Annotated in this window: 16 protein-coding genes, 1 pseudogene and 1 CRISPR repeat array (1 of these 18 only partly in view); of the genes and pseudogenes, 10 read left to right on the top strand and 7 right to left on the bottom strand. The window is 73.7% G+C overall.

Annotated elements, in window-relative coordinates:
• A CRISPR array of direct repeats spans positions 1–436; the repeat unit is 29 nt; unit sequence GTGCTCCCCGCGCACGCGGGGATGGTCCC; it reaches 878 nt to the left of the window's first position.
• 2 nt (positions 437–438) lie between these two features.
• Entirely contained in the window at positions 439–681 is a 243-nt protein-coding gene (locus AB0G74_RS05145) for a hypothetical protein (RefSeq protein ID WP_361140902.1), read from the top strand.
• 48 nt (positions 682–729) lie between these two features.
• Here the strand turns inward: AB0G74_RS05145 and AB0G74_RS05140 are convergent, their stop codons facing one another.
• From AB0G74_RS05140 to AB0G74_RS05130, 3 genes are all read right to left on the bottom strand, one after another.
• Positions 730–2,256: a tripartite tricarboxylate transporter permease gene (locus AB0G74_RS05140; protein WP_361140900.1), complete on the bottom strand. Its 1,527-nt coding sequence runs from the start codon at positions 2,254–2,256 to the stop codon at positions 730–732.
• On the bottom strand, positions 2,256–2,795 hold the full coding sequence (locus AB0G74_RS05135) for a tripartite tricarboxylate transporter TctB family protein (RefSeq protein WP_361140898.1): 540 nt from the start codon (positions 2,793–2,795) through the stop codon (positions 2,256–2,258). The genes AB0G74_RS05140 and AB0G74_RS05135 overlap by 1 nt, the downstream gene beginning before the upstream one ends.
• A gap of 66 nt (positions 2,796–2,861) precedes the next feature.
• Positions 2,862–3,869, bottom strand: coding sequence for a tripartite tricarboxylate transporter substrate-binding protein (locus AB0G74_RS05130; RefSeq protein WP_361140896.1), 1,008 nt, complete (start codon positions 3,867–3,869; stop codon positions 2,862–2,864).
• Between the two features lie 135 nt (positions 3,870–4,004).
• Here AB0G74_RS05130 and AB0G74_RS05125 point away from each other — a divergent pair, with 135 nt between their 5' ends.
• The 6 genes from AB0G74_RS05125 to AB0G74_RS05100 all read left to right on the top strand — a co-directional run bounded on the left by AB0G74_RS05125 (position 4,005) and on the right by AB0G74_RS05100 (position 10,872).
• Complete coding sequence (locus AB0G74_RS05125; RefSeq protein WP_361140895.1) at positions 4,005–4,724, top strand: GntR family transcriptional regulator; 720 nt, start codon at positions 4,005–4,007, stop codon at positions 4,722–4,724.
• Positions 4,721–6,235 (top strand): MmgE/PrpD family protein, encoded by a 1,515-nt coding sequence (locus AB0G74_RS05120; RefSeq protein ID WP_361140893.1) that lies wholly within the window; start codon positions 4,721–4,723, stop codon positions 6,233–6,235. The genes AB0G74_RS05125 and AB0G74_RS05120 overlap by 4 nt, the downstream gene beginning before the upstream one ends.
• Before the next feature lie 10 nt (positions 6,236–6,245).
• Entirely contained in the window at positions 6,246–7,148 is a 903-nt protein-coding gene (gene prpB / locus AB0G74_RS05115; RefSeq protein WP_361140891.1) for a methylisocitrate lyase, read from the top strand.
• Positions 7,149–7,261: 113 nt separating this feature from the next.
• Positions 7,262–8,146 carry a nucleotide disphospho-sugar-binding domain-containing protein gene (locus AB0G74_RS05110; protein ID WP_361140889.1) on the top strand — a complete coding sequence of 295 codons (885 nt, stop codon included), beginning with the start codon at positions 7,262–7,264 and terminating at the stop codon, positions 8,144–8,146.
• On the top strand, positions 8,143–9,396 hold the full coding sequence (locus tag AB0G74_RS05105; RefSeq protein WP_361140887.1) for a P450-derived glycosyltransferase activator: 1,254 nt from the start codon (positions 8,143–8,145) through the stop codon (positions 9,394–9,396). The genes AB0G74_RS05110 and AB0G74_RS05105 overlap by 4 nt, the downstream gene beginning before the upstream one ends.
• Positions 9,397–9,600: 204 nt before the next feature.
• Positions 9,601–10,872 (top strand): activator-dependent family glycosyltransferase, encoded by a 1,272-nt coding sequence (locus AB0G74_RS05100; RefSeq protein WP_361140885.1) that lies wholly within the window; start codon positions 9,601–9,603, stop codon positions 10,870–10,872.
• Positions 10,873–10,937: 65 nt separating this feature from the next.
• Here AB0G74_RS05100 and AB0G74_RS05095 read toward each other — a convergent pair whose 3' ends face one another.
• From AB0G74_RS05095 to AB0G74_RS05080, 4 genes are all read right to left on the bottom strand, one after another.
• The gene (locus tag AB0G74_RS05095; RefSeq protein WP_361140884.1) at positions 10,938–12,134 is read right to left on the bottom strand and encodes a DegT/DnrJ/EryC1/StrS family aminotransferase; all 1,197 of its coding nucleotides are present in this window, start codon (positions 12,132–12,134) and stop codon (positions 10,938–10,940) included.
• Positions 12,124–13,455: a lipopolysaccharide biosynthesis protein RfbH gene (gene rfbH / locus AB0G74_RS05090; protein WP_361140883.1), complete on the bottom strand. Its 1,332-nt coding sequence runs from the start codon at positions 13,453–13,455 to the stop codon at positions 12,124–12,126. Before rfbH ends, AB0G74_RS05095 begins: the two co-directional genes overlap by 11 nt.
• Positions 13,456–13,457: 2 nt before the next feature.
• Entirely contained in the window at positions 13,458–14,531 is a 1,074-nt protein-coding gene (locus tag AB0G74_RS05085) for a Gfo/Idh/MocA family oxidoreductase (RefSeq protein ID WP_361140882.1), read from the bottom strand.
• Positions 14,532–14,638: 107 nt separating this feature from the next.
• Positions 14,639–15,991, bottom strand: coding sequence for an NDP-hexose 2,3-dehydratase family protein (locus tag AB0G74_RS05080; RefSeq protein ID WP_361140881.1), 1,353 nt, complete (start codon positions 15,989–15,991; stop codon positions 14,639–14,641).
• Between the two features lie 454 nt (positions 15,992–16,445).
• Between AB0G74_RS05080 and AB0G74_RS05075 the strand changes: the two genes are divergently transcribed.
• From AB0G74_RS05075 to AB0G74_RS05065, 3 genes and pseudogenes are all read left to right on the top strand, one after another.
• The gene (locus tag AB0G74_RS05075; RefSeq protein WP_361140879.1) at positions 16,446–17,696 is read left to right on the top strand and encodes a nucleotide disphospho-sugar-binding domain-containing protein; all 1,251 of its coding nucleotides are present in this window, start codon (positions 16,446–16,448) and stop codon (positions 17,694–17,696) included.
• Positions 17,697–17,854: 158 nt separating this feature from the next.
• Positions 17,855–18,339: pseudogene (locus AB0G74_RS05070) on the top strand (hypothetical protein).
• Between the two features lie 338 nt (positions 18,340–18,677).
• The gene (locus AB0G74_RS05065) at positions 18,678–23,870 is read left to right on the top strand and encodes a type I polyketide synthase (RefSeq protein ID WP_361140877.1); all 5,193 of its coding nucleotides are present in this window, start codon (positions 18,678–18,680) and stop codon (positions 23,868–23,870) included.
• The last annotated feature ends 2 nt before the right edge of the window (positions 23,871–23,872 follow it).

Genomic DNA, 23,872 nt, shown 5'->3' with positions numbered 1-23,872 from the left:
GATGGTCCCAGGTAGTACGGCGACCGGGTCTGCTTGGGCCAGTGCTCCCCGCGCACGCGGGGATGGTCCCCTGAATGCAGACGCGCCCGGTCCGGTTCGTCCGTGCTCCCCGCGCACGCGGGGATGGTCCCACCGGAACGGTCCGTACGGTTCCGGGATTCCTGTGCTCCCCGCGCACGCGGGGATGGTCCCGACTGGAGGCGGGCCAGTTCCCGGATGCCCAGGTGCTCCCCGCGCACGCGGGGATGGTCCCAACGAGAGCCAGAAGATGGAGGTGGGAAAGACGTGCTCCCCGCGCGCGCGGGGATGGTCCCATCTGGTCCCACGTCCAGTCCCGGCCGTACGGGTGCTCCCCGCGCACGCGGGGATGGTCCCCAGCTCCACCAGGCGCTCACCGAGCTGCACGAGTGCTCCCCGCGCACGCGGGTTGTCGCGGGGGTGCCCGGTGGTGCGCGGCGGCGGGTCGGGGTGTATCTGGCGCGGCAGGCCATCGGGTACGCCGCCCTGGGCGAGCCGGATCATGCCGTCGAGCCGGCGGCGGAGTCCGCGCGGATCGCCGCCGAGACGGGGTCGGTCCGGCACCGGCGGGAGCTGGCGGTGTTGCGGCGGGCCATGGGGCCATGGGCGTCCGGGGGCCGGGGTGAGCGGCTGGTGGACGCGTTGTCGGTGGTGCCGGGGTAGGGCCCGGCACCGGGGGCCGGGCGCGGGCCCCTTCGCCCGGCCGGTGTCTCAGTCCTGCCGCGCCGGGTCCGGCTCAGGGGCGGGCAGTGGTGCGGGGGCGCGGCGGCGGAGGAGGAAGCCGCCGAGGAGGACCGCCGCCAGGGTGAGGTAGACGATGATCGTGAACGGTGTGGAGACCAGGGTCGTGATGTCGCCGCCCGCGATGTCGAGCGCTCGGCGGAGTTGGACCTCGGCGAGGGGGCCGAGGATCGCGCCGACGATCATGGGGGAGACCGGGAAGCCGAACCGGCGCATCAGATATCCGGCGAAGCCGAAGAAGAGCAGGACTCCCACGTCGAACGCGCTGCCGTTGACGGCGTACGTGCCGAGCAGGGCGAACATCATGATTCCGGCGAAGAGATAGGGCTTGGGGATCTTGAGGATCTTCACCCAGAGGCCGATGAGCGGCAGGTTGAGGCCGAGCAGGATGACGTTGGCGACGAGCAGGCTGGCGATCAGGCCCCAGACGAGGGCCGACTGGTCGTCCAGGAGTCGCGGGCCGGGCTGGATGCCGTACTGCTGGAAGGCGACGAGGATGACGGCGGCCGTGGCGGAGGTGGGGATGCCGAGGGTCAGCAGGGGGACCAGGGTGCCCGCGGCGTTGGCGTTGTTCGCGGCTTCCGGGCCCGCGACGCCCTCGATGGCACCCCGGCCGAACTCCTTGGGTTTCTTGGAGAGTTTCCGTTCCAGGGTGTACGAGAGGAAGGTGGGGATCTCGGAGCCGCCCGCGGGGATCACTCCCAGGGGGAAGCCGATGCCGGTGCCGCGCAGCCAGGGCCGCCAGGTGCGGCGCCAGTCGTCGCGGGTCATCCAGCGGCTGCCCTTGCCGACGCTCATCACGTCGAAGCGGCTGGATCTCTGGTGGGCCGCCACGTACAGCACCTCGCCCATGGCGAAGAGGGCGACGATGAGGACGACGGTGTCGATGCCGTCGAGCAGGGAGACCTGTCCGAAGGTCAGGCGCTGCTGGCCGCTCTGGAAGTCGATGCCGACGATGCCGACCACGAGGCCGAGGGTCATCGACACGAGTCCGCGCAGCGGGGAGCCGCCGACCAGGGCGCTGACGGTGAGGAAGGCGACGACCATCAGGGCGAAGTAGTCGGGGGCGCCGAGCTTGACCGCGACCTGGACCATCCACGGGGCGAAGAAGGCCAGCAGGAGCGTGGCGATGGTGCCCGCGACGAACGAGCCGATGGCGGCGGTGGCGAGCGCGGCGGCGCCACGGCCCTGGCGGGCCATCTTGTTGCCGTCGATGGCGGTGATCACGGAGCCGGACTCGCCGGGGGTCTTCAGCAGGATGGACGTGGTGGAGCCGCCGTACATGGCGCCGTAGTAGATACCGGCGAACATGATGAAGGCCCCGGCCGGTTCCAGGCCGTAGGTCATCGGCAGGAGCAGGGCGATGGTGAGGGCCGGGCCGATGCCCGGGAGGACGCCGACGAGGGTTCCGACGACCGTGCCGATCAGGGCGAAGAGCAGATTCTCGGGGGTGAGGGCGAGCGACAGCCCGTGCAGCAGTCCGTCCCAGCCGCCCATCAGAGGACCCCTGCCAGGACGCCGGGGGCGAGCGCGATGCCCAGGGCCCGGGTGAAGACGAGATAGACCGCGAGGGACAGGCCGATCGCGATGGCCGCCGACACCAGGTGGTTACGGGCCCCGACGGCCCAGGCGGTGAGCCAGAACGCGATGGCGGAGACGACGACGTAGCCGAGGCTGTCGACGCCCGCTATGAAGATCAGGGCGGCGGCGGTGCAGACGGCGAGCGGTACCCACCGGGTGGTGCGGACGTCGATATCGCCCTCGGCGGCGTCGGGCTCGCCGCGGCGGCCCCGGGCGATCTGGACGCCGAGCGCCACGGAGAGCACGAGGAGCAGGGTGCCGACCACCGTGGGCAGGAATCCGGCGCCGACGCCCGACGCGGAGGTCGGGGCCGCCTGTCCGAGGCCGTCGAGCAGGGTGACCACCCCGATGACGAGGAGTCCGGCGGTCACCGCCCATTCGCCGACGGCGAGGCCGCCCCGGGCTTCGCCGGGCGGGGCGGTGGGTGGCTCGGGCGGGGTCGGTGGGGTGCTCATGGAGGTGCCTTTCTCACGCCGGGGTCCGGGTGCCCGCGTCGGCGGACACCCGGGAAGGAACTCGGATCACTTCTTGGACAGACCCAGCTCGTCGAGGACGTCCCGGACCCGGACGTTCTCCTCCTTGAGCCAGGTCGCGAACTCGTCACCGGCGATGAAGCTGTCGTTCCAGGAGTTCTTGGCCAGGGCGTCCTTCCAGCCCTGCGAGGCGTGCAGTCGGGTGAGGGTGTCGACGTACTGCTTCTGCAGCCCGGCGTCCAGGCCGCCCGGCGCCATCATCGACCGCCAGTTCTGGAAGGCGAGGCTCTTGTCGAGATCGGCGGCGGTCTGCGTGAAGGGGACCCCTTCGACGGGGGCGGTGGAGGAGACGAGGAGGCCCTTCATGGTGCCCTCCTTGATCTGGGCGGCGAACTCGTTGAGTCCCGAGACGCCCGCCTGGACCTTGCCGCCGAGGATCGCCGTGGTCGCCTCGCCGCCGCCGCTGTAGGGGACGTAGTTCACATCGGCGGGCTTGACGCCGAAGTGCTTGGCGAGGAGTCCGATGAAGATGTGGTCGGCGCTGCCGGCGGAGCCTCCGGCGATCGCCACCGACTTGGGGTCCTTCTTGATCTGGTCGAAGAGCTTCTCGACCGAGTCGTACGGCGAGTTCTTGGGCACGACGATGACCTCGTACTCGCCCATCAGCCGGGCGAGGGGGGTGAGGTCGTCGAGGCCGACGCCGGTGCCGTTGCTGATGACGCCGCTCATCATGGCCAGCCCGGAGGCGATCCAGAGGTTCTTCTTGCCCTTCTGGGGCGCCACCTGGGCGAGGGCGACGGTTCCGGACGCCCCGGGGACATTCTTGACCTCCGGTCCCTTCGAGAGTCCGGCGGAGCGCAGCGAGTCCTGGACCGCCCGGGACGCCTGGTCCCAGCCGCTGCCCGGCGCCGCGGGGGCGATGATCTCGAGCCGGTCGAGCGACCGGGTCTGTCCGCCGGAACCCTTCGTACCGCCCGGGGACTCGTCATTGGCGCCGCACGCGCTGAGGGCGAGAACGGCGGCCGCCACCGCGGCGGCGATACGGGTGATCTTCATGGAGACGTCCCTGTCTCTCCGAGGAGTGCTTGAGGGCTCGGAATGTATACACGGGTGGGGTGCTCCACAAGGGTCTGTCCCGATATTTTGCTCGGCTCGTGACCTGTGGCGAGGTCTGTGTATACACTCCGGGCCATGCCGATCTCTTCCCCCACCGCCGCCGAACGCGCCTACGCGCAGATGCGGTCAGAGATTCTCGACGGTCTGCTGGTCCCCGGAGCCGCCCTGCTGGAGGTCGAGCAGTCGGAGCGCCTCGGCGTCTCCCGGACCCCGGTACGGGAGGCCCTGCGCCGGCTGGTCGCCGAGGGCCTGGCCGAGCCGTCGGGACGCCGCGGCCTCGTGGTCACCCAGGTCGACGACCGCGATGTGCGGAGCCTGTTCGAACTGCGGGCCTGTCTGGAGGCCCAGGCGGCCCAACTCGCCGCCGAACGCGGCGATCCTGAGGTCTTCGCCGAGTTCGCGGACGCCTTCACCCGCTGGTACGAACTCTTCGGCGGGCCCGCGGTCTCCGGCGAGCGGGTGAGCGAGTACTTCGCCCTCATCCGGAGCTTCGACGAGGCCACCGGCGCGGCCACCGAGAACTCGTTCCTCGTCGACACGATGGAGAACCTGCGGACCCATATCGCCCGGGTACGCCGGATGGCCGGGCACTCCCAGGGCCGGCTCGCGGCCTCCGCGTCCGAACACGCCCTGATCGCCCGGGCTATCGCCCGCCGCGACGCCGCCCTCGCCCTGCACGCCACCCATGTCCATCTGCACAACAGCCATGAGCACTTCCGCCGCTCCTGGCGCCCCGCCGGGCAGAGCGAGCCCCGGGGACGGCGGAACACCGGAGCAACGGAGAAGCCTCGATGAAGAACCATCCGGTCCGATCCCACCGCAGTGCGGAGCACCTCCCCCGCGAGGAGCAACTGGCCTGGAAACTGGCGGAGGTCGCCGCCGACCCGGTCGAAGTCGGCGACGCCGCCGTCGAGATGATCGTCAACCGATTCATCGACAACGCCGCCGTCGCCGCCGCCTCCATCGGCCGCCCGGCCCCGACCTCGGCCCGGGCCCAGGCGCTGTCCCACCCGCCGAGCCGCGGGGGCGCGGGCGCGACGGTGTTCGGCGCCGCGCCGGACGTCCGGACCGGCCCCGAGTGGGCGGCCTGGGCCAACGGGGTCGCCGTCCGTGAACTCGACTACCACGACACCTTCCTGGCCGCCGACTACTCGCACCCCGGCGACAACATCCCGCCGCTGCTCGCCGTCGCCCAGCACACGGCCCGCGACGGACACGCGCTGGTCCGCGCCGTCGCGACCGGCTACGAGGTGCAGATAGACCTCGTCCGGTCCATCAGCCTGCACCGGCACAAGATCGACCACATCGCGCACCTCGGCCCGTCGGCCGCCGCGGGCCTCGGGACCCTGCTCGGCCTGCCCACCGGCGTGATCTACCAGGCGATCGGGCAGGCGCTGCACACCACGACGACGACCCGGCAGTCCCGCAAGGGCGAGATCTCCTCCTGGAAGGCGTACGCACCCGCCTTCGCGGGGAAGCTCGCGGTCGAGGCCGTGGACCGGGCGATCCGCGGCGAGACCAGCCCGGCCCCCGTCTACGAGGGCGAGGACGGAGTGATCGCCCGGCTGCTGGACGGCCCCGAGGGGCGCTACGAGGTACCGCTGCCCGGCCCCGGCGAGCCCAAGGAGGCCATTCTGCTCAGCTATACGAAGGAGCACTCGGCCGAATACCAGGCCCAGGCATGGATCGACCTGGCGCGGAAACTGCTCCGCGAGCACCCCGAGGCGGCCGACCCCGACCGGGTCCGGAGCATCGTGGTGCACACCTCGCACCACACCCACCACGTCATCGGCTCCGGCGCCGACGACCCGCAGAAGTACGATCCCCGCGCCTCACGCGAGACCCTCGACCACTCGCTGCCCTATATCCTCGCCGTCGCCCTCCAGGACGGCCGCTGGCACCATGTCGACTCCTACGCCGCCGAACGGGCCGCCCGCCCCGACACCGTCGCCCTGTGGCGGAAGATCACCACGGTCGAGGACCCGGTGTGGACCGAGCGCTACCACGCGGACGGCGACCGGCAGTCCTACGGCGGCCGGATCGTCGTCACCCTGGCGGACGGCCGGACCGTCGAGGACGAGATCGCCGTCGCCGACGCGCACCCCGCCGGAGCCCGCCCCTTCGCCCGTGACGACTACATCGGGAAGTTCCGTACCCTCGCCGTTCCCGTCCTGGGCGAGGCCGAGGCGGACCGCTTCCTCGGCCTGGCGCTGCGCCTGCCCGAACTGGGCCCGGACGAGGTACGGGACCTCACCTTCGTCGCCCGGCCGGGACAGCTCCCCGCGGGCCGCCCCGGAATCTTCTGAGGAGCCGGAGATGCTGTACACCACACGCACCGACGCGGAGAAGCGCCGGTCCTTCAGGAAACGGCTCGCCTCGGGCGAACTGCTCAGACTGCCCGGCGCCTTCAACCCGCTCTCGGCGCGGCTGATCGAACGCCGCGGCTTCGACGGCGTCTATGTCTCGGGCGCGGTGCTCAGCGCCGACCTCGGGCTGCCGGACATCGGTCTGACGACGCTCACCGAGGTCGCCGGGCGGACCCGGCAGATCACCCGCGTCACCGACCTCCCCACCCTCGCCGACGCCGACACCGGCTTCGGGGAGCCGATGAACGTGGCCCGGACCGTCCAGGAACTGGAGGACTCCGGCCTCGCGGGGCTGCATATCGAGGACCAGGTCAACCCCAAGCGCTGCGGCCACCTCGACGGCAAACAGGTCGTCGACGCCGGGACGGCCGCCCAGCGGATCCGCGCGGCCGTCGACGCCCGCCGCGACCCCGACTTCCTCGTCGTCGCCCGGACCGACATCCGCGCGGTCGAGGGTCTCGACGCGACCGTCGAACGCGCCCGGCGGATGGTCGACGCGGGGGCCGACGCCGTCTTCCCGGAGGCGCTGCGCACCCTGGACGAGTTCGAGCGGGTCCGCGCCGCGATCGACGTACCGCTGCTGGCGAATATGACCGAGTTCGGCAAGAGCGACCTGTTCAGCGTCGACCAGCTCAGGGACGTCGGGGTCAATATCGTCATCTGGCCGGTCTCCCTGCTGCGGATGGCGATGGGCGCCGCCGGGCGGGGCCTGGACACCCTGCTGGAACAGGGGTCGCTGACGGACCGGCTCGACGAGATGCAGCACCGCCGGGACCTGTACGACCTCGTGGACTACGAGGGGTACGACCGCTTCGACTCCTCGGTCTTCGACTTCCGGCTGGAGGCGGACTGAACACCGTGCCCCACGCCCCCTGTTCTGGGGGCCCGCCCCCCGAATAGGGGTGAACGCGCCCGCCCTCCGGCGTGTTGGCTGGTGACCAACGACGCAGAACCGAGGAGAGGCAGATGCGCGTACTCGTCACCGCCGCGACCGCCCCGTATCTGTACCATCTCGCGCCCCTCGCCTGGGCCCTGCGCACCGCCGGGCACGAGGTGCGGGCCGCCGTGCCCGACGAGGTGGTGGAGGCCGCGCGGGGCAGCGGCCTGGCCGCCGTCGGCACCGGGGACGGCCAGGACATCGGGGGGCTCGTCCGGGCCGCCCGGGAATGGCCCGCCGAACTCGTCGTATGGGATCAGCACAGCGTCGGCGGCGGGATCGCCGCCCGCGTGGCGGGCGCCGCGCACGTACGGGTGCTGTCGGGGGCGCATCAGGCGCCCGACGCGGCGGGTACGGCGCGGCTGGCCGATCTCGCCGGGGCGCACGGGGTCGCCTGCACCGACGATCTGGTGTTCGGCGAGCTGACCGTGGATCCGCTGGTGGACGGCGTCGGCGGCGACCGGGGCGCGCGGCGGGTCGCCGTACGGCCCGTGCCGTACGACGGGCCCGCCGCCGTGCCCGCGTTCCTCCAGAAGAAGGCCCGGCGGCCCCGGGTCCTGGTGACCGGGCGGGCGCTGGCCGACGTCGGTGAGCTGGACGCCGAGGTGGTGGCCGTGGTGGATTCCGCCCGGCTGCCCGCCGGGACCCGGATGCCGCGCCATGTGCGGCTGCTGGAGCCGATGCCCGTACACGGCCTGCTGTCGTTCTGCTCCGCCGTCGTCCACGACGGCGATCCGCTGATCCAGGCCGCCGCCGCCGTACGGGGCGTACCGCAGCAGACCACCGGGGAGCGGGCCGACCGGCTGCTCGACGATCCGGCGGTACGCGCCGAGGCGGAGCGGGTCCGGGCGGAGCTGGCCGAGCGGCCGAGCCCCGGCGGGCTCGTGCCCCGACTGGAAGGGCTGGTCCGATGACCCGGCACCAAGTCGACCCCAGGGCGCTGTCCGAGGGGGACCTCGCCCGGCATCTGCTGACCGTACGCGGGGTGCAGTGGATGAACGGCGACCGGGGCGCCCCGCTCGCCCTGCTGCTGCGCGACCACGCCGTCGACCGGAGCGCCGTACACGCCGGGCTGCGGACCGGGGCGCCGCTGCGGCAGACCGATCTCGACGTCTGGGTGACCGGTGCGCACGCCACCGCCGCCGCGGTACTCGCCGAACCGGGGCTCACGGTCCGGGACGCCCGCGCCGCGCGCCGACGGCGGCGGGTCTACACCCTGGGCGCCGGGGCCACCGTCAAACACGTCATCGCCGTCGACGACACCGTGTTCGGGCTGGAGGCCGAGGAGATCGCCCGGGTCGCGGCCCTGGTCCGGCCGCTGGTCGCCGGGGCCGACCCGGCGGCCGTCGGGGCCGGATACCGGCGGCTCGCGGCCGTCCCCGACGGGCCGTTCGACCTGATCACCGACTTCGCCCGGCCCGGTACGGCCGCCGCGCTCGCCGCCCTGTTCGGGCTGCCCGAGGACGTACGGACCCGGTACGCGGCCCTGGTCGGCGACACCGTACCCGTACTGGACGCCCTGCTCTGCCCGCCGACCCTGGCCGCCACCCGCGCCCTGACCACGGCGTACGACGGCATCGCCGAGGACGTCGACCGGCTCGTCAAGGACGGCGACACCCCCTTCGGGGCGGGCGCGTCCGCCGGGGACGCCCGGGCCGGATATCTGCTGCCCCTGGTCGCCGGTGCCCAGCTCGCCGTACGCCTGGTCCACGGCACCGTGACCGCCCTGCTCGCCGAACCCGGCGCCTGGGCCGCCGTACACGAGGATCCGGCGCTCGTCCCGGCCGCCGTGGACGAGACCCTGCGCCACGATCCGCCGCTGCGGATCGTCAGCCGGATCGCCTCGGCCGACACCGAGGTCGCCGGACTGCCGGTCGCCGCGGGCGACCAGATCGCCGTACTGCTGGACGCGGCCGGCCGCGACCCGGCCGTCTTCACCGAACCCGACCGCTTCCGGCCGGGCCGCACCGACCGGGCCGAACCACCGGCGCTCGCCGACCCCGCGTTCCGGCTGCTGACGCCCCTGCTGCGGCTGCTCGCCTACGAGGCGGTCACCGCCCTCGCCGCCCGCACCCCCCGGCTCGCCCCCGCCGGGCCCGCCGTCCGGCCGCCGCGGACCCCGGTCACGGGTGCCGTCGTCCGCTGCCCCGTGACCACCGGCTAGGCCGTCTCTTTCGGATCTTGCTGGGGTTCGCGTGCCCTGGCACCGCGCCTCGCCGCGTTGTCGTCAATCACCAATGCTCCGCAGTGGCTCATTCCTCCGCCTTGCGATCCACGGCACCAGACCCCGCTCACTCACCCAGCCTGATCCGAAAGAAACGACCTGGCCCCCGGGGCCGTCGGGCCGTCGAGAACAGAAGGATCGAAAATGCGCGTACTCTTCACCGTCTTCGCCTCCAAGGCCCATCTGTTCAACCTGGTCACCCTCGGCTGGGCGCTGCGCGCCCAGGGGCACGAGGTGTGCGTCGCCAGCCACCCCGATCTGACGGAGACCATCACCAGGACCGGGCTGACCGCCGTCACCGTCGGCGACCGGCTGGACATGGGCGGCACCGCCCAGGCCAAGGGGTCCTCCAACCAGGAGGTCCTCAGCCGGGGGCTCAGCTCCCCCTACGAGGAGCAGCGCGCGGGCGGCTGGGACCACGCCCTGGCCGAGTTCACCCTCGCCTGCGGGGTCCGCTACGAATACCTCGCCGACCAGAAGTTCACCGACGACCTGGTGTCCTTCTGCGACGGCTGGCGGCCCGACCTGGTGATCTGGGACGCCCTCACGTTCGCCGGGGCGATCGCCGCCCGCTCCTGCGGGGCCGCGCACGCCCGGATGCTGTTCGGACTCGATCTGATCAACCGGCTCCACGACGACTACCGCACGCTGCGGGCCGAACTGCCGCCCGAGGCGCGGGAGGACCCGCTGGGGGAGTGGTTCACCGGGCGCCTCGACCGGATCGGGCAGACGTACCACCCCGGACTCGAACGGGAACTCGTCACCGGGCAGTGGACCATCGACCCGATGCCGCCGTGGATGCGGCTGCCGAACGAACCGGCCACGGTGCCCGTGCGGTACGTGCCCTACAACGGGCCGACCGGGGTACCGGACTGGCTCTCCCGGCCGCCGGAGCGGCCCCGGATCTGTCTCACCCTCGGTCTGTCGATGCGGGAGGACGTCGGGGACTCCACGGTCTCCGTCACCGATCTGCTCGGCGGCTTCGAAGGGCTCGACATGGAGGTCGTCGCCACACTGACGGCCGATCAGGTCGGCTCCGCCGCCGTACCGGACAATGTCACCCTGGTGGACTTCGTACCGCTCAACGATCTGCTGCCGAGCTGTGCGGGCATCGTCCACCAGGCCGGGCTGGGGACCCACAGCAACGCGCTGGTCCACGGGGTGCCGGACATCATCGTGCCCGACCCGTTCTGGGACGAGCTGGAGCGGGGGCTGATGGCCGAGAAACGCGGCTCCGCGATCGTCGTACCGCCGGGCGAACTGACGCCGGAGCGGCTGCGTGAGGCGGTGGTACGGATCGTGGAGGAGCCGTCGTACCGGGCCGCGGCGCTCGACATCAAGCGGGAGCTGATGGACGTGCCGTCGCCGCGCGACGTCGTACCCGTACTGGAGGAGATGACCGCCCGCCACCGGTGACGGGCGTGAGGAAACGGGCGGTGCCCCCCGGTCAGGGGGGCACCGCCCGTTCGTATGCGCGGGGGCTACGACGCGCGGCGGACCGCCGCCGTCACCGCGTCGCCCGCCGCCACCAGACGCGCGGTGAGGGCGCACACCCGGTCGACCTCGTCGAGCGTCACCCCCGTACCCGTCGGCAGCATCAGGACCCGCGCGCCCAGTGCCTCCGTGCGGGGCAGCGGCAGCGGCGCGTGACGGCCGGGGTCGCGGACATACGGCTCCGTACGGTGGCAGCCCGGGTCGAAGTGGGTCCGGACCAGCACATTCTCCGCCGTGAGGGCCGCCGCGAGGACGTCCCGGGAGATCCCGGCCGCCGCCTCGTCGACCTCGGCGACGATGTACTGGTGGTTGACGTCGTTCTCCGGGCCCGGCCTCCGCAGGCTGAGGCCGGGGATGCCCGCGAGCCCGGCCGCGTACCGCTCGTACCGCTCCCGGTTGACCTCGATCAGATAGTCCAGGTTCTCCAGCGATGTGATCCCCATCGCCGCCGCGACCTCGGTCATCTTGGCGTTGGTACCGATCGAGGAGACGATCTCGCCCTCGCCCCGGCCGTAGTTGTGCATCGACCGGACCCGCTCGGCGAGCGCGTCGTCGTCGGTGACGACCGCGCCGCCCTCGAAGGAGTTGATGAACTTCGTCGCGTGGAAGCTGAACACCTCGGCATGGCCGAAGCCGCCGACGGCCCGGCCGCCGCGGGCGCTGCCGATGGCGTGCGCGCTGTCGTAGAAGAGCCGCAGACCGAACTCCTCCGCCAGGTCGTCCAGCTCCTTCGTGGGTGCCGGATGGCCCCACAGATGGACGCCCATGATGCCGATGGTGCGGTCGGTGATCAGCCGCCGGGCGTGCTCGGGGTCGATATTGCCGGTCTCCTCGTCGATATCGCAGAAGACCGGGGTGACGCCCTCCCAGAGCAGGGTGTGGGCGGTGGCGATGAAGGTGAACGACGGCAGGATCACCTCGCCCTTCAGCCCGGCGGCCCGGATCAGCACCTGGAGCGCGACGGACGCGTTGCACATGGCGATACAGTGCTTGACGCCCGCGGCGGCGGCCACGTCCCGCTCGAACCGCTTCACCAGCGGGCCGAACGCGGTCAGCCAGCGGCGGTCGATGGCCTGCTGGATCAGCTCCATCGCCCGGGGGCCGTCGGGGATGTTGGGCCGGCCGACGTGCAGCGGCTCGGCGAAGGCGGGCGGGCCGCCGAGGACGGCGGGTTCAGCGGGCACGGTGGGCCCCCCGGTCGGTGACGAAGCTCCGGATGGACTCGATCATGTAATCCGTCATCTCGGTGGTGATCCCGGGGTAGACCCCGATCCAGAACGTACGGTCGGTGACGGCGTCGCTGTTGGTCAGCTCGCCGGAGACCCGGAAGTCCCGCCCCAGATAGGCCGGATGGCGGGTCAGGTTCCCGGCGAACAGCAGCCGGGTGCCGATCCGCCGTGCCTCCAGGAAGTCCACCAGCTCCGCCCGGGTGAAGGGGGCGTCCTCGGCGACGGTGAGGACGAAGCCGAACCAGCTCGGGTCACTGCCGGGGGTCGGCTCCGGCAGCAGCAGCCCCGGTACCCCGTCCAGGCCCTCCCGCAGCCGGGCCCAGTTGGCGCGCCGCGCCGTACCGAAGTCGTCCAGCTTGGCGAGCTGCGTCAGGGCGAGGGCGGCCTGGACGTCGGTCGCCTTCAGGTTGTAGCCGACGTGGGAGAAGATGTACTTGTGGTCGTAGCCGAACGGCAGCGTCCCCAGCTGGTACGAGAACCGCTTGTGGCAGGTGTCGTTCTCGCCCGGCTCGCACCAGCAGTCCCGGCCCCAGTCGCGCAGCGACTCCACGATCCGGGCCAGCGCCAGATTGTCCGTCAGGACACAGCCGCCCTCGCCCGCGGTGATGTGGTGCGCCGGGTAGAAGCTGACCGTGCTGAGGTCGCCGAAGGTGCCGGTGAGCCGTCCGCCGTAGGTGGTGCCCACCGCGTCGCAGTTGTCCTCGACGAAGAAGAGTCCGCGCTCCTCGGCCAGCTCCGCCATCTCCCGCGCCGGGAACGGATTGCCCAGCGCGTGGGCGATCATCACGGCCCGGGTCTTCGGCCCGATCGCCGCCTCGACCCGCTCCACGGTGGTGTTGTACGTGCCCAGCTCGATATCGACGAAGACCGGGGTCAGCTGGTTCTGCACGATCGGGTTGACCGTCGTCGGGAAGCCCGCGGCGACCGTCACCACCTCGTCGCCCGGCTTCAGCCGGTCGTCGCCCAGGGTCGGCGAGCAGAGCGCCCCCAGGGCCAGCAGATTCGCCGACGAACCGGAGTTCGTCAGATGCGCCTTGCGCAGCCCCAGCTTGCGGGCGAAGAGCCGCTCGAACTTCCGGGAGGACACCCCGGCCGCGATCCGCATACTCAGCGCCGCCTCGACCAGGGCCGCCCGGTCGTCCTCGTCGAGGACCGCGCCCGACGGCAGGATCGGGGTGATCCCGGGCCGGAACGCGGTGTCCGGCGCGACCTCCCGGTCGTACTTCCGCACCATCTCCAGGATCGCGCGCTTCATCTCGGTCGCCGTCTCCGGCATGATCACTCCCGTCGTCGGTTCGCGGCCCGCACGGCGTCCATCAGCGCCGCGCCGCGTACCGCGGTCTCCAGATGCTCGGCGAGCGGCTCGCCGTCGCGGACCGCCGTGGCGAAGCGGTCGATGGTGGTCAGGAACTGGTGACCGGGCGCGAGCGTCAGCTCCTCCACCCGGTCCTGCCGCTCGATCCGGATCACCGGCTGCCAGCTCGGCGGCGGGGTGAACGCCCGGGCCAGCACCAGCCGGCCCCGGCTGCCCCACAGCTCGTACCCGGCGCGATAGCCGTGGTCGAAGCCGAAGGTGAGATGGGCGGTGACACCGTTCGCGTCGCGCAGCAGTACGTCACCCCTGATGTCGACGCCGCCCCGCTCCGGGTCCTCGTGGAGATGGGCGCCGACGACCTCCAGCGGGCCGGTCAGCAGCATCAGCGCCGCGTGCAGTGGATAGAAACCGGCGTCCAGGAGGGCGCCGCCGCCGAGGTCGGGCCGGTAGCGGACGTCGTCGGCGGGCAGCGGCGGGAACGCCATCGCCGCCGTCAGCACCCGCGGCTCGCCGATCGCGCCCTCCGCCACCAGCCGCCGCACCTCGGCGTGCTGGGCGTGGTGGACGAACATCCGGTTCTCCATCAGCACCCGCCCGGTCCGGCGGGCCAGCGCCACCAGCGTCTCCGCCTCGGCGGCCGAGACCGCGAGCGGCTTCTCCGCGAGGACGTGCTTGCCCGCCTCCAGGGCGCGGGCGCACCAGTGGGCGTGCAGCCCGGTCGGCAGCGGTACGTAGACCGCCTCCACGTCCGGGCGGGCCAGCAGTTCGTCGTAGCCGGTGATCGCGTCCCCGCCGAACCGGGCCGCGAACCTGGCCGCCTTCGCCGCGTCCCGGCTGGCGACCGCGACGACCTCCGCCCGGGCCGACTCGGCGAAGGCGGGCAGGGTACGGCGCCAGGCGACGGAGGCACAGCCGAGGACACCGATCCGGACCGGCGGTACGGCGGCGGGCGCGGGCCCGACGGGCGCGGGGGCGGGAGTGGGAGCTGCGGCGGGCGCCGGGGCGGTCGGGAGGGTCGGCGCCCCGGCTCGGGTCATGGTTCCGGTTCCCGTTCCGCTTCCGGTCAGGGGGGCGGCGGGCGCGGTCGTCGCCGCCGGGGTGGCGGGCGGTGCGGACGCCGTGGTCCGCCGCGCCGTACGGGCGCTCAACTCAGCCCCAGGGTCAGCCGCATCGCGCTCACCAGCGTCCGCGCCTGCACATTCACATAGTTGCGGTGCGCCAGCAGCCCCGTCAGCTGGGAGAGCGTGAGCCACCGGTAGTCCTCGGGCAGCTCGCCCGGCACACCCGGGTCGTTCTCGTCGATCTCCAGGACGGCGTACCGGTTCTCCGCGTTGAGGAACCGGCCGCCCTCCTCGGAGAGCACGGTGTCGTACAGGAAGCGGTGGGCCGGGGCGCGCGCCACGACGTCCGCGAACGGCGGCGCGCCCGTCGGATAGCTCGACGGCTGGTACTGCACCGTCGGACCGATCTCCACCACGTCCACGAACCCCGGTTCGGCCCGGGCGTGCGCCAGGACCTGCACCTCGCCCGCCACCCGGCGGAGCAGAAACGCCACCACCCCGATCCCGCACGGCTGGAACAGCGGCTGCGTCCAGCGGTGCACCTCCCGGGTCGCCGCCTCCACCGATACCGCGACCACCTTGAAGTGGTGGCCCGCCTCGTGCCGGATCTCGTCCGGGCCCCGCTCCCAGCGGTCGACCTCCGCCAGCGGAATGCTCTCCGTGGCCACACTGTGCGAGGCGCAGATCTCGGTGAACCAGCTGTGCAGCTCGGTATCCGTACCCGGTCCGGCGGCGCGCAGGGCGGGGACCGTCGGCTCGAACCCGGGCGCCAGGGGCAGCGGCAGACACGACAGCACCGTCCGCGCGTCCATGTTCACCAGGTTGTCGATCCGCAGCAGCGCGCCGATCTGCTCCGCCGTCAGCCAGTGGAAGTTCGCCCCGACCGGGACGTCCTCCTCCACCTCGACCACCATGTTCCGGTTCCGCTTCCGCAGGAACCAGGAGCCGTGCTCGGACTGGAGGACGTCGACCAGCACCCGGCCGGGCCGGGGCTGTACGAAGTAGTCGAGATACGCCACATGGCCGCCGCGATGCGCCCGGGTGTAGTTGCTCCGGGTCGCCTGCACCGTCGGCGACAGCTGGAGGACATTGACGTTCCCCGGCTCCATCTTGCACTGGAGCAGATAGTGCGGCACCCCGTGGAACCGCTTCACCAGGATGCCGAGGATCCCGATCTCCGGCTGGTTGATGATCGGCTGCGACCAGGACGACACCGGGCCGCGTTCGGAGCGCACCCGCAGCCCCTCGACGGTGAAGAACCGCCCCGAGTCGTGGCGGATGTCCCCGGACGCCGGATCGACGCTCCAGTGGGTGAACTCGTCGAACGGGATCCGGCTCACGGTGAACCGGTGCGCCTCGTTCCGCTCCCGCCACCAGGAGTGGAAGCCGTCGAGGCCCACCTCGGGACCGGACAGCGTCTCGGACGTCTTTGACATCACATCACCTCGTGCGGTCCGCGCGGAGCCGGACCCGGCCGGGCCCGGCCGTCGGCTCCGTACCGGCGGCCGGCCGCCGTCGAGGGCGGCCGTCACCCGGTACGGGCGTCGGGGCTGGTGGATTGGGTGCGTGCCGACCCGCCCGGGCGGGTGGCTGTGGATGAGGAATCGGGCGACGACGCCTGCGCGGCCTCGTGGCGGTGATCGTCGCCGAGGCTAGGCGCGCGGTGCGGCCCGGCCAACCCCTAACCGGCCGGGCCGGGGCCGCCGCCCCCGCCGCCCCGACCCGGCTCCGCCGTCGCCGGGACGGCCCCCGGCTACCCCTAGCGCACCGCCCCTAGGGGCGGTTTCGGCCGCCCGGCGGGATAGCGTCGGAAACCCCCCGCCTCCGCTCCGCGACCGGGTCACCCACCGGCCGGCGGAACCGCTCGCCGTACCCTGGAAAGGGGCCACCATGAGAGTTCTGCTCGTCACCCCGTCCGCACCGGACCGGCTGCACGCCCTCATGCCGCTCGCCTGGGCCCTGCGTACCGCCGGGCACGAGACCCAGATCGCGGGCCGCCCCGGCTTCATGGAGACCGTCACCATGACCGGATTCGTCGCGGTACCCGTCGGCTCCGACGGCCCGGCGGCCGGACCCGGTGCCGGTGCGGATGCCTCGGGCGCCGCGTCCGGCGTCGGGTCCGGCGGAAGCGCCGCCGCCGCGCGCGCCGGGCGTACGGAGCCGTACGCCACCGAGGGGACCCGGAACCCCACCGACGGGACCGGCGACGGCTACGACGGCACGGCCGCCGGACCGTACGCCGACCGGCCCGGGACGGCGGACGGCCCGGGGGGCGGATCGGCGTACGACCCGGGGAGCGGCGGACGGTACGGCCCCGGTGGCACCGCCGGGTACCCGGCCCGGAACGGTGCCGTACTCGACGACCACGCCGATGTCGAAGGACTGCTGGCCCACGCCGCCCTGTGGCGGCCCGACCTGCTGCTGTGGGAGGGCGACGCGCCCGCCGGGGCCGAGGCGGCGGCCAAGGCGGGCCTGGTCAACGTCTGCGCCGCCGGGCCGTTCGACCCCGCCACGACCTCCGGCGCCGCGGCCGTACTCGACACCCTGCCGCCGTCGCTGCGCCGCCCCGAGCACACCGACCGGATCCCCGTCCGGCCCGTGTTCTACGGCGGCCCCGCACAACTGCCGTCCTGGCTGGGCCGGAAGGTCCGCCGCCCCCGGATCCTGGTCACCGGCGACCTCTCCGACGCCACGGTCGTCGCGGTACTGGAGGCCGCGGCGGGCGTCGACGCCGAACTCGTCTGCGATCTGGGCCCCGACGCCCAGAACCGGCTCCCGGCCGGGCTCCGGCTGCCCGCGCACACCCGGATCCTCGACACCGTTCCCGTCGCCGCCACCCTGCCGACCTGCGCGGCCGTGATCCACGACGGCGGCGCGGCGCTGACCGCGGCGGCGGTGGCGTACGGGCTGCCGCAGTACGTCACCGGAGCGGCGGGCGGCACCCGGGTGTCGTCGGTCGCCGAACGCGCCGCCGGGACCGGCGCGGCCCTCCCGCCCGGCACCCCCGACGCCCTGCGCGCCCTCCTCGCGGACGGGGGCCCGCGCGACCGGGCCCGCGCCCTGGCGGCCGAGACCGCCGCGATGCCGTCACCGCGCGAGGTGGTCCCGGTCCTGGAACGACTGGTCGCGGCGGCGGCCTGAGGACGTCGGAGCCCCGGGAGGCGCTGCGGGCCCGGCTCGGGGCCGTCCTCCGGCTCGGGCCGGGGCCGTAAGGAGCGGGCCGTGGCCCGGAGACCCCTGTGTTTCCGGGCGAGGGAAACGGGGGTGTGTCGGGCCGGGGAGCCGGACAGTATGGCGCCGTGGCCGATCTGCTGTGGGACGACGTGAGCTGTTTCTTCGACCCGGACTCGATGGGTTGGCTGCCGGACGTGCGTGTCCCGAACGCCTCCGTAGCGGACTGGCAGGCGCTCCTCGATCTCCTCTCGGAGAAGGGCTGGAAGTACCGGTACTCCGAGGGCGAGACGGTGCTTCCGCTGCCCGGGCGGCGGAAGCGCTGTCCCGCCCGGCGGATGCCGACTGCCCTGAGCTGCGGGTCCGGCCGACTGCCGATGTGCTGGCGATCTTCCGGTTCCTCGCGGACGACGAGATCGACTTCGATGTCGACCTGCGGGAGTCGCAGGGCCAGGAACGACTCGATGTGTTCTGCGGCTTCCTCCGGGAGATCGGGCTCCGGCTGGGCAAGCCGGTGCTGATGAGCGCGGAGGGCGACTACGGGCATCCGGTGCTCGGCTTCGACGCCGAGGCCGGTCGGGTCGTACTCGTCGCGGACCCCCGGGTCGGGTGAGTACGGCCGACGGCCGCGATTCGTAGCACGTTCCGTCGCGGAGCACCGCGAGAAAGGAGCGTCGGCCCGGGCCCGGCAGGCGGCGTACGGAGCGGGGTTCCGGCCGGGCGCGGTGGGCCCCTTCGTGCCGCCGGAGCGCGTCCGGGCGGGTACCCCACACCCGGGCCGTGGCCGCCCCGGGGCGCAGATTAGGGGTGGGTGACGTGCGGCGACGTCGGTAGCGTCCCAGGCGGCGCGTCGGTCGGGCGGAGGAACGCCGGGTCCGCGATCTCGCGACGGATCCGTTCCGCGTGCCGGGTTGCGATGCGGGTCTGACATCTGGGAAACGGGGCGCCGCGATGGCGAATGAGGAGAAGCTCCGCGCATATCTCAAGCGCGCGACCACCGAGTTGCAGCAGACGCGGCAGCGGTTGCGGGACGTCGAGGCGCGCGGGCACGAGCCGATCGCCGTGGTCGGGATGAGCTGCCGCTATCCCGGCGGCGCCGACACCCCCGACGCCCTGTGGCGGCTGGTCGCCGAGGAGCGGGACGCCATCGGCGGCTTCCCCGCCGACCGGGGCTGGGACACCGCGCGGCTCTACGACCCCGAGCCCGACAAGCCGGGGAAGACATATGTCCGCGAAGGCGGATTCCTCTACGACGCGGCCGAGTTCGACGCCGCGTTCTTCGGGATCTCCCCGCTGGAGGCCGCCCGGATGGACCCGCAGCAGCGGCTGCTGCTCCAGGCGTCCTGGGAGGCCGTCGAGCGGGCCGGGACCGCGCCCGAGACCCTGAAGGGCAGCGCCACCGGGGTCTTCGCGGGCGTCATGTACCACGACTATGTCGGCAACGCGCCCGGCGGCAGTCTGATCTCCGGTCAGGTCGCCTACAACCTGGGCCTGGAGGGTCCGGCGGTCTCCGTCGACACGGCCTGTTCGTCGTCGCTGGTCGCCCTGCACCTGGCGGTACGGTCGCTGCGCTCCGGCGAGTGCTCCCTCGCGCTCGCCGGGGGTGTCGCCGTGATGGGCACCCCGGAGATCTTCCTCGACTTCAGCCGGCGGCGCGGGCTCGCGCCCGACGGCCGCTGCAAGTCGTTCTCCGATGACGCCGACGGGACCGCCTGGGCCGAGGGTGTGGGCGTCCTCGTCCTGGAACGGCTCTCCGACGCGCGCCGCAACGGCCGCCGGATCCTCGCCGTCGTCCGGGGCACGGCCGTCAACCAGGACGGGGCCAGCAACGGGATGATGGCGCCCAACGGGCCGTCCCAGGTGAAGGTCGTCCAGCAGGCGCTCGCGGACGCCGGGCTGACCACCGCCGATGTGGACGCCGTCGAGGCGCACGGCACCGGCACGCCGCTGGGCGACCCGATCGAGGCACAGTCCCTGCTCGCCACCTACGGCGCGGGCAGGCCCGCCGAACGGCCCCTGCTGCTGGGCTCCATCAAGTCGAACATCGGCCATCCGCAGGCCGCCGCCGGGGTCGCCGGGATCATCAAGATGGTGCTCGCCATGCGGCACGGCACCCTGCCGAAGACCCTGCATCTCGCCGAGCCGTCCCGGCACGTCGACTGGTCGTCCGGCGCCGTCGAGCTGCTGACGTCCACCGTGCCGTGGCCCGAGACCGGCCGGGTCCGGCGCAGCGCCGTCTCCTCCTTCGGCTTCAGCGGCACCAACGCGCATATCGTGCTGGAGGCCGCCCCCGAGCCCGCCGAGCACGACGCCGAAGCCGCCGATCCCGACGCCGACACGGACGCCGATATCGAGGGTTTCGAAGCCGTCGCCGCGGGCGCCCTCGAATCCGGTGCGCCCGCCCCCGGTGACCCGGCCCCGCCGGGCGCCTTCGAACCGGACGATGCCGCGGCCGGTGCCCCCGGGCCGCGGATCGTCCCCGTGGTGGTGTCGGCCCGGACCGACAGCGCGCTACGAGCCGCCGCCGGGCGGCTCGCGGCCCGGGCCGACACCGCTTCCGGTGACGCCACCGCCACCGCCACCACGGCCGACACCGACATCACGGCCGCCGATATCGGGCTCTCCCTCGCCACCGGCCGCTCCACCTTCGAGCACCGGGCCGTCGTCCTCGGCACCGACCGGGCCGAACTCGCCGCCGGGCTGCGCGCCCTGGCCGCCGGGGAGACCGCGCCCGCCGTGATCACCGGTACGGGCGGCGGCACCGGCCCCCGGGGCCGTATCGTTTTCGTGTTTCCCGGCCAGGGCTCCCAGTGGCCCGGCATGGCCACCGAACTCCTCGCCGAATCACCGGTCTTCGCCCGCAGGCTCGCCGAGTGCGAGGCAGCCCTGGCGCCCTTCACCGACTGGACCGTACGGGACGTGCTGTACGGCGCCGAAGGCGCGCCGCCCGCCGAACGCGTCGACGTCGTCCAGCCGCTGCTCTGGGCCGTGATGGTCTCCCTCGCCGCCCTCTGGCGGGCCCACGGCGTCGAACCCGACGCCGTCATCGGCCACTCCCAGGGCGAGATCGCCGCCGCCTGCGTCGCCGGATCGCTCTCCCTCGCCGACGGCGCCCGGGTCGTCGCCCTGCGCAGCCGCGCCATCCGGGAGACCCTGGCGGGGAGCGGCGGCGGGATGCTCGCCGTCGGGCTGGCCGCCGAACGCGCCGACGAGTATCTGGAGCCGTACCGCGACCGGGTCTCCGTCGCCGCCGACAACGGCGCCGGATCCGCCGTACTCGCCGGGGACGGCGAGGCGCTGGACGCGCTCGCGGCCCGGTTCGCCGCCGACGGCGTACGGGTCAAGCGGGTCCCCGTCGACTACGCGTCCCACTCCGCCCATGTCGAGGCCCTGCGCGACCGGCTCCACCACGACCTGGCGCCCGTCGCGCCCGTCGCGGGCACCATCCCCATGATGTCCACGGTCACCGGCGACTGGGTCGACGGCACCGAACTCGACGCCGGGTACTGGTTCCGCAACCTCCGCGGCCGGGTCCGTTTCGCGCCCGTCGTCGCGGCGCTGGCCGAGAAGGGCCACACCACCTTCGTCGAGGCCAGCCCGCATCCGGTCCTCACCATGAGCGTCCAGGAGACCGCGGGCGCGCTCGGCACCGAAGCCGTCGTCGGCGGCACCCTCCGCCGGGACGAAGGCGGTACGCGGCGGTTCGCGCACTCCCTGGCCGAGCTGTACACGGCCGGGGCCGCCGCCCCCGACTGGACCCCCTTCTTCCCCGGCGCGCGCACCGTCGACCTCCCCACCTACCCGTTCGAGCGGACCCGCTACTGGGAGATCGGCGAGAACGCCTCGACCCCGGCCGCCGGGCCCGCCGGGGCCGAACCGGCGCCCGCCGCCGACGACTCCGCCCTCTGGCAGGACGTCGCCGCGGGCGACACGGACGCCGTGGCCCGGACCCTCGGACTGCCCGCCGACCGGCTCACCGCGGTCGTCCCCGCCCTCGCCGCCTGGCGGCGGGGCGCCGAACGCCGGGCCGTCCTGGACTCCTGGCGGTACCGGATCGACTGGGCGCCCCTCACCACCGGGCGGCCCCCGGCCCTCACCGGCACCTGGCTCGTGATCCCGCCGCCCCCGGCGGCCGTACCGCCGGATTCGGACACCGCCGATCCGGCCGCCGTACGGGCCGCCGCCCTCGCCAACGGGCTCGCGGGCCGGGGCGCCACCGTCGTCACCCTCGACACGGCGGGCACCGACGGCGGTCCGCCCGACCGGGCGACGCTCGCCGACCGGCTGCGGGCCGCCGCCGGGGACACCCCGCCCGCCGGAGTGCTCTCCCTGCTCGCCCTCGACCCGGGCGGCGAGGACACCCCCGGCCTGCCGCGCGCCACCGAACGCACCCTCACCCTCGTCCAGGCCCTGGCCGACGCCGCCGTCGACGCCCCGCTGTGGTGCGTCACCTCCGGTGCCGTCGCCGTCGACCCGTACGAGGACGCCGACCCGGCCGCCGCCACCCTGTGGGGCCTCGGCACCGTCCTCGGGCTCGACCTCCCCGCCGCCTCCTGGGGCGGACTGGTCGACCTCGCCCCCGACAGCGCCACCGGGCTCGGGGCCGGGTCCGATGACGGGCTGTACGGCGTCATCGGCGGCACCACCGGCCGGGGCGAGAACGCCGTCGCCCTCCGGCACGGCGGCGCCTTCGCCCGCCGGATGGTCCGCGCGCCCCTCGGCGGCACCGAACCCGAGCGGCCCCGGCGCCCCCACGGCACCGTCCTCGTCACCGGCGGCACCGGAGCCGTCGGCGCCCGGATCGCCCGATGGCTCGCCGACACCGGCGCCGAACACCTCGTCCTCGCCAGCCGCCGGGGCGCCGAAGCGCCCGGTGCCGCCGAACTCGCCGCCGAACTCACCGCCGCCGGGGCCCGGGTGACCGTCACCGCCTGCGACCTCGCCGACCCCGAAGCCGTCGGCCGGCTCGTCACCGGACTCCGTACCGCCACCGACCGACCCCCGCTGACCGCCGTCTACCACGCGGCGGGCGTCCTGCCCGACGAACCCCCGCTCGCCGAGACCGGCCCCGAACCCTTCGCCGCCGCCCTGCGTGGCAAGGCGCGCGGCGCCGCCCTCCTCGAAACGGCGCTCGAAGGACACCCCCTGGAGGCGTTCGTCCTGTTCGCCTCCGGCGCCGCCGTCTGGGGCACGTCCGGACGGCCCGCCTACGCCGCCGCCAACGCCTGGCTCGACGCCTTCGCCCAGCGCCGCCGCGCCCGCGGCCTGCCCGCCACCTCCGTCGCCTGGGGCTCCTGGGGCGCCGGAATGGCGGGCGCCGACAGCGGCGCCCACCTCAGCCGGATGGGCCTGCCCGAGATGGACCCCGGCCTGGCCGTCGACGCCCTCGGCACGGCACTCGACCACGGCGAGAGCCATCTCGTCGTCGCCGACATCGACTGGGACCGCTTCACCCCCGTCTACACCCTCGGCCGGGACCGGCCCCTGCTGCGCGATCTGCCCGACGCCCACCGCGCCGACCGCGCCGACGACACCGCCACCGTCCCCGGTACGGAGACCACCGCCGACGGCACCCCCGCCCTGGTCGCCGAACTCGCCGCCAGGCCCGAACCCGAACAGCGGCGGCGCCTGCTCGACCTCGTCACCGGTCATGTCGCCGTCGTCCTCGGCCACGAGAGCGCGGCGGCCGTCGAACCGGGCCGCGCGTTCAAGGAGACCGGCTTCGACTCGGTCTCCGCCGTCGACCTGCGCAACCGGCTCGCCACCGCCTGCGGCGTACCGCTCCCGGCGACCGTCGTCTTCGACCACGCCACCCCGGCGGCGCTCGGCGCGCATCTGTGGAGCCTGCTCTACGAGAACGGGACGCCCGGCGGCCCATCGGGCGGCGGCGCGGACGGCGACGTACCCGTGAGCGCCGTACTCGACCGGCTGGAGGCGCGGATCGACGCGCTCTCCCGGGAGGAGATCGAGGGCGCCCGGCTCGGGGCCCGGCTGGCGGCGCTCGCCAACCGGGTCACGGCGGCCCTGGGCGCCGAACCGGAGGCGGGCGGCGGACCGGCCGGGGCCGGGGTCGCCGACCGGATCGGCACGGCCACCGCCGACGACCTCTTCGACCTGATCGACAACGAACTCGGGGCGAGCTGACC

This window comes from Streptomyces sp. NPDC020875 (assembly GCF_040641415.1).
Lineage (GTDB): Bacteria > Actinomycetota > Actinomycetes > Streptomycetales > Streptomycetaceae > Streptomyces.
This window is presented reverse-complemented; position numbering and strand designations above follow the sequence as displayed.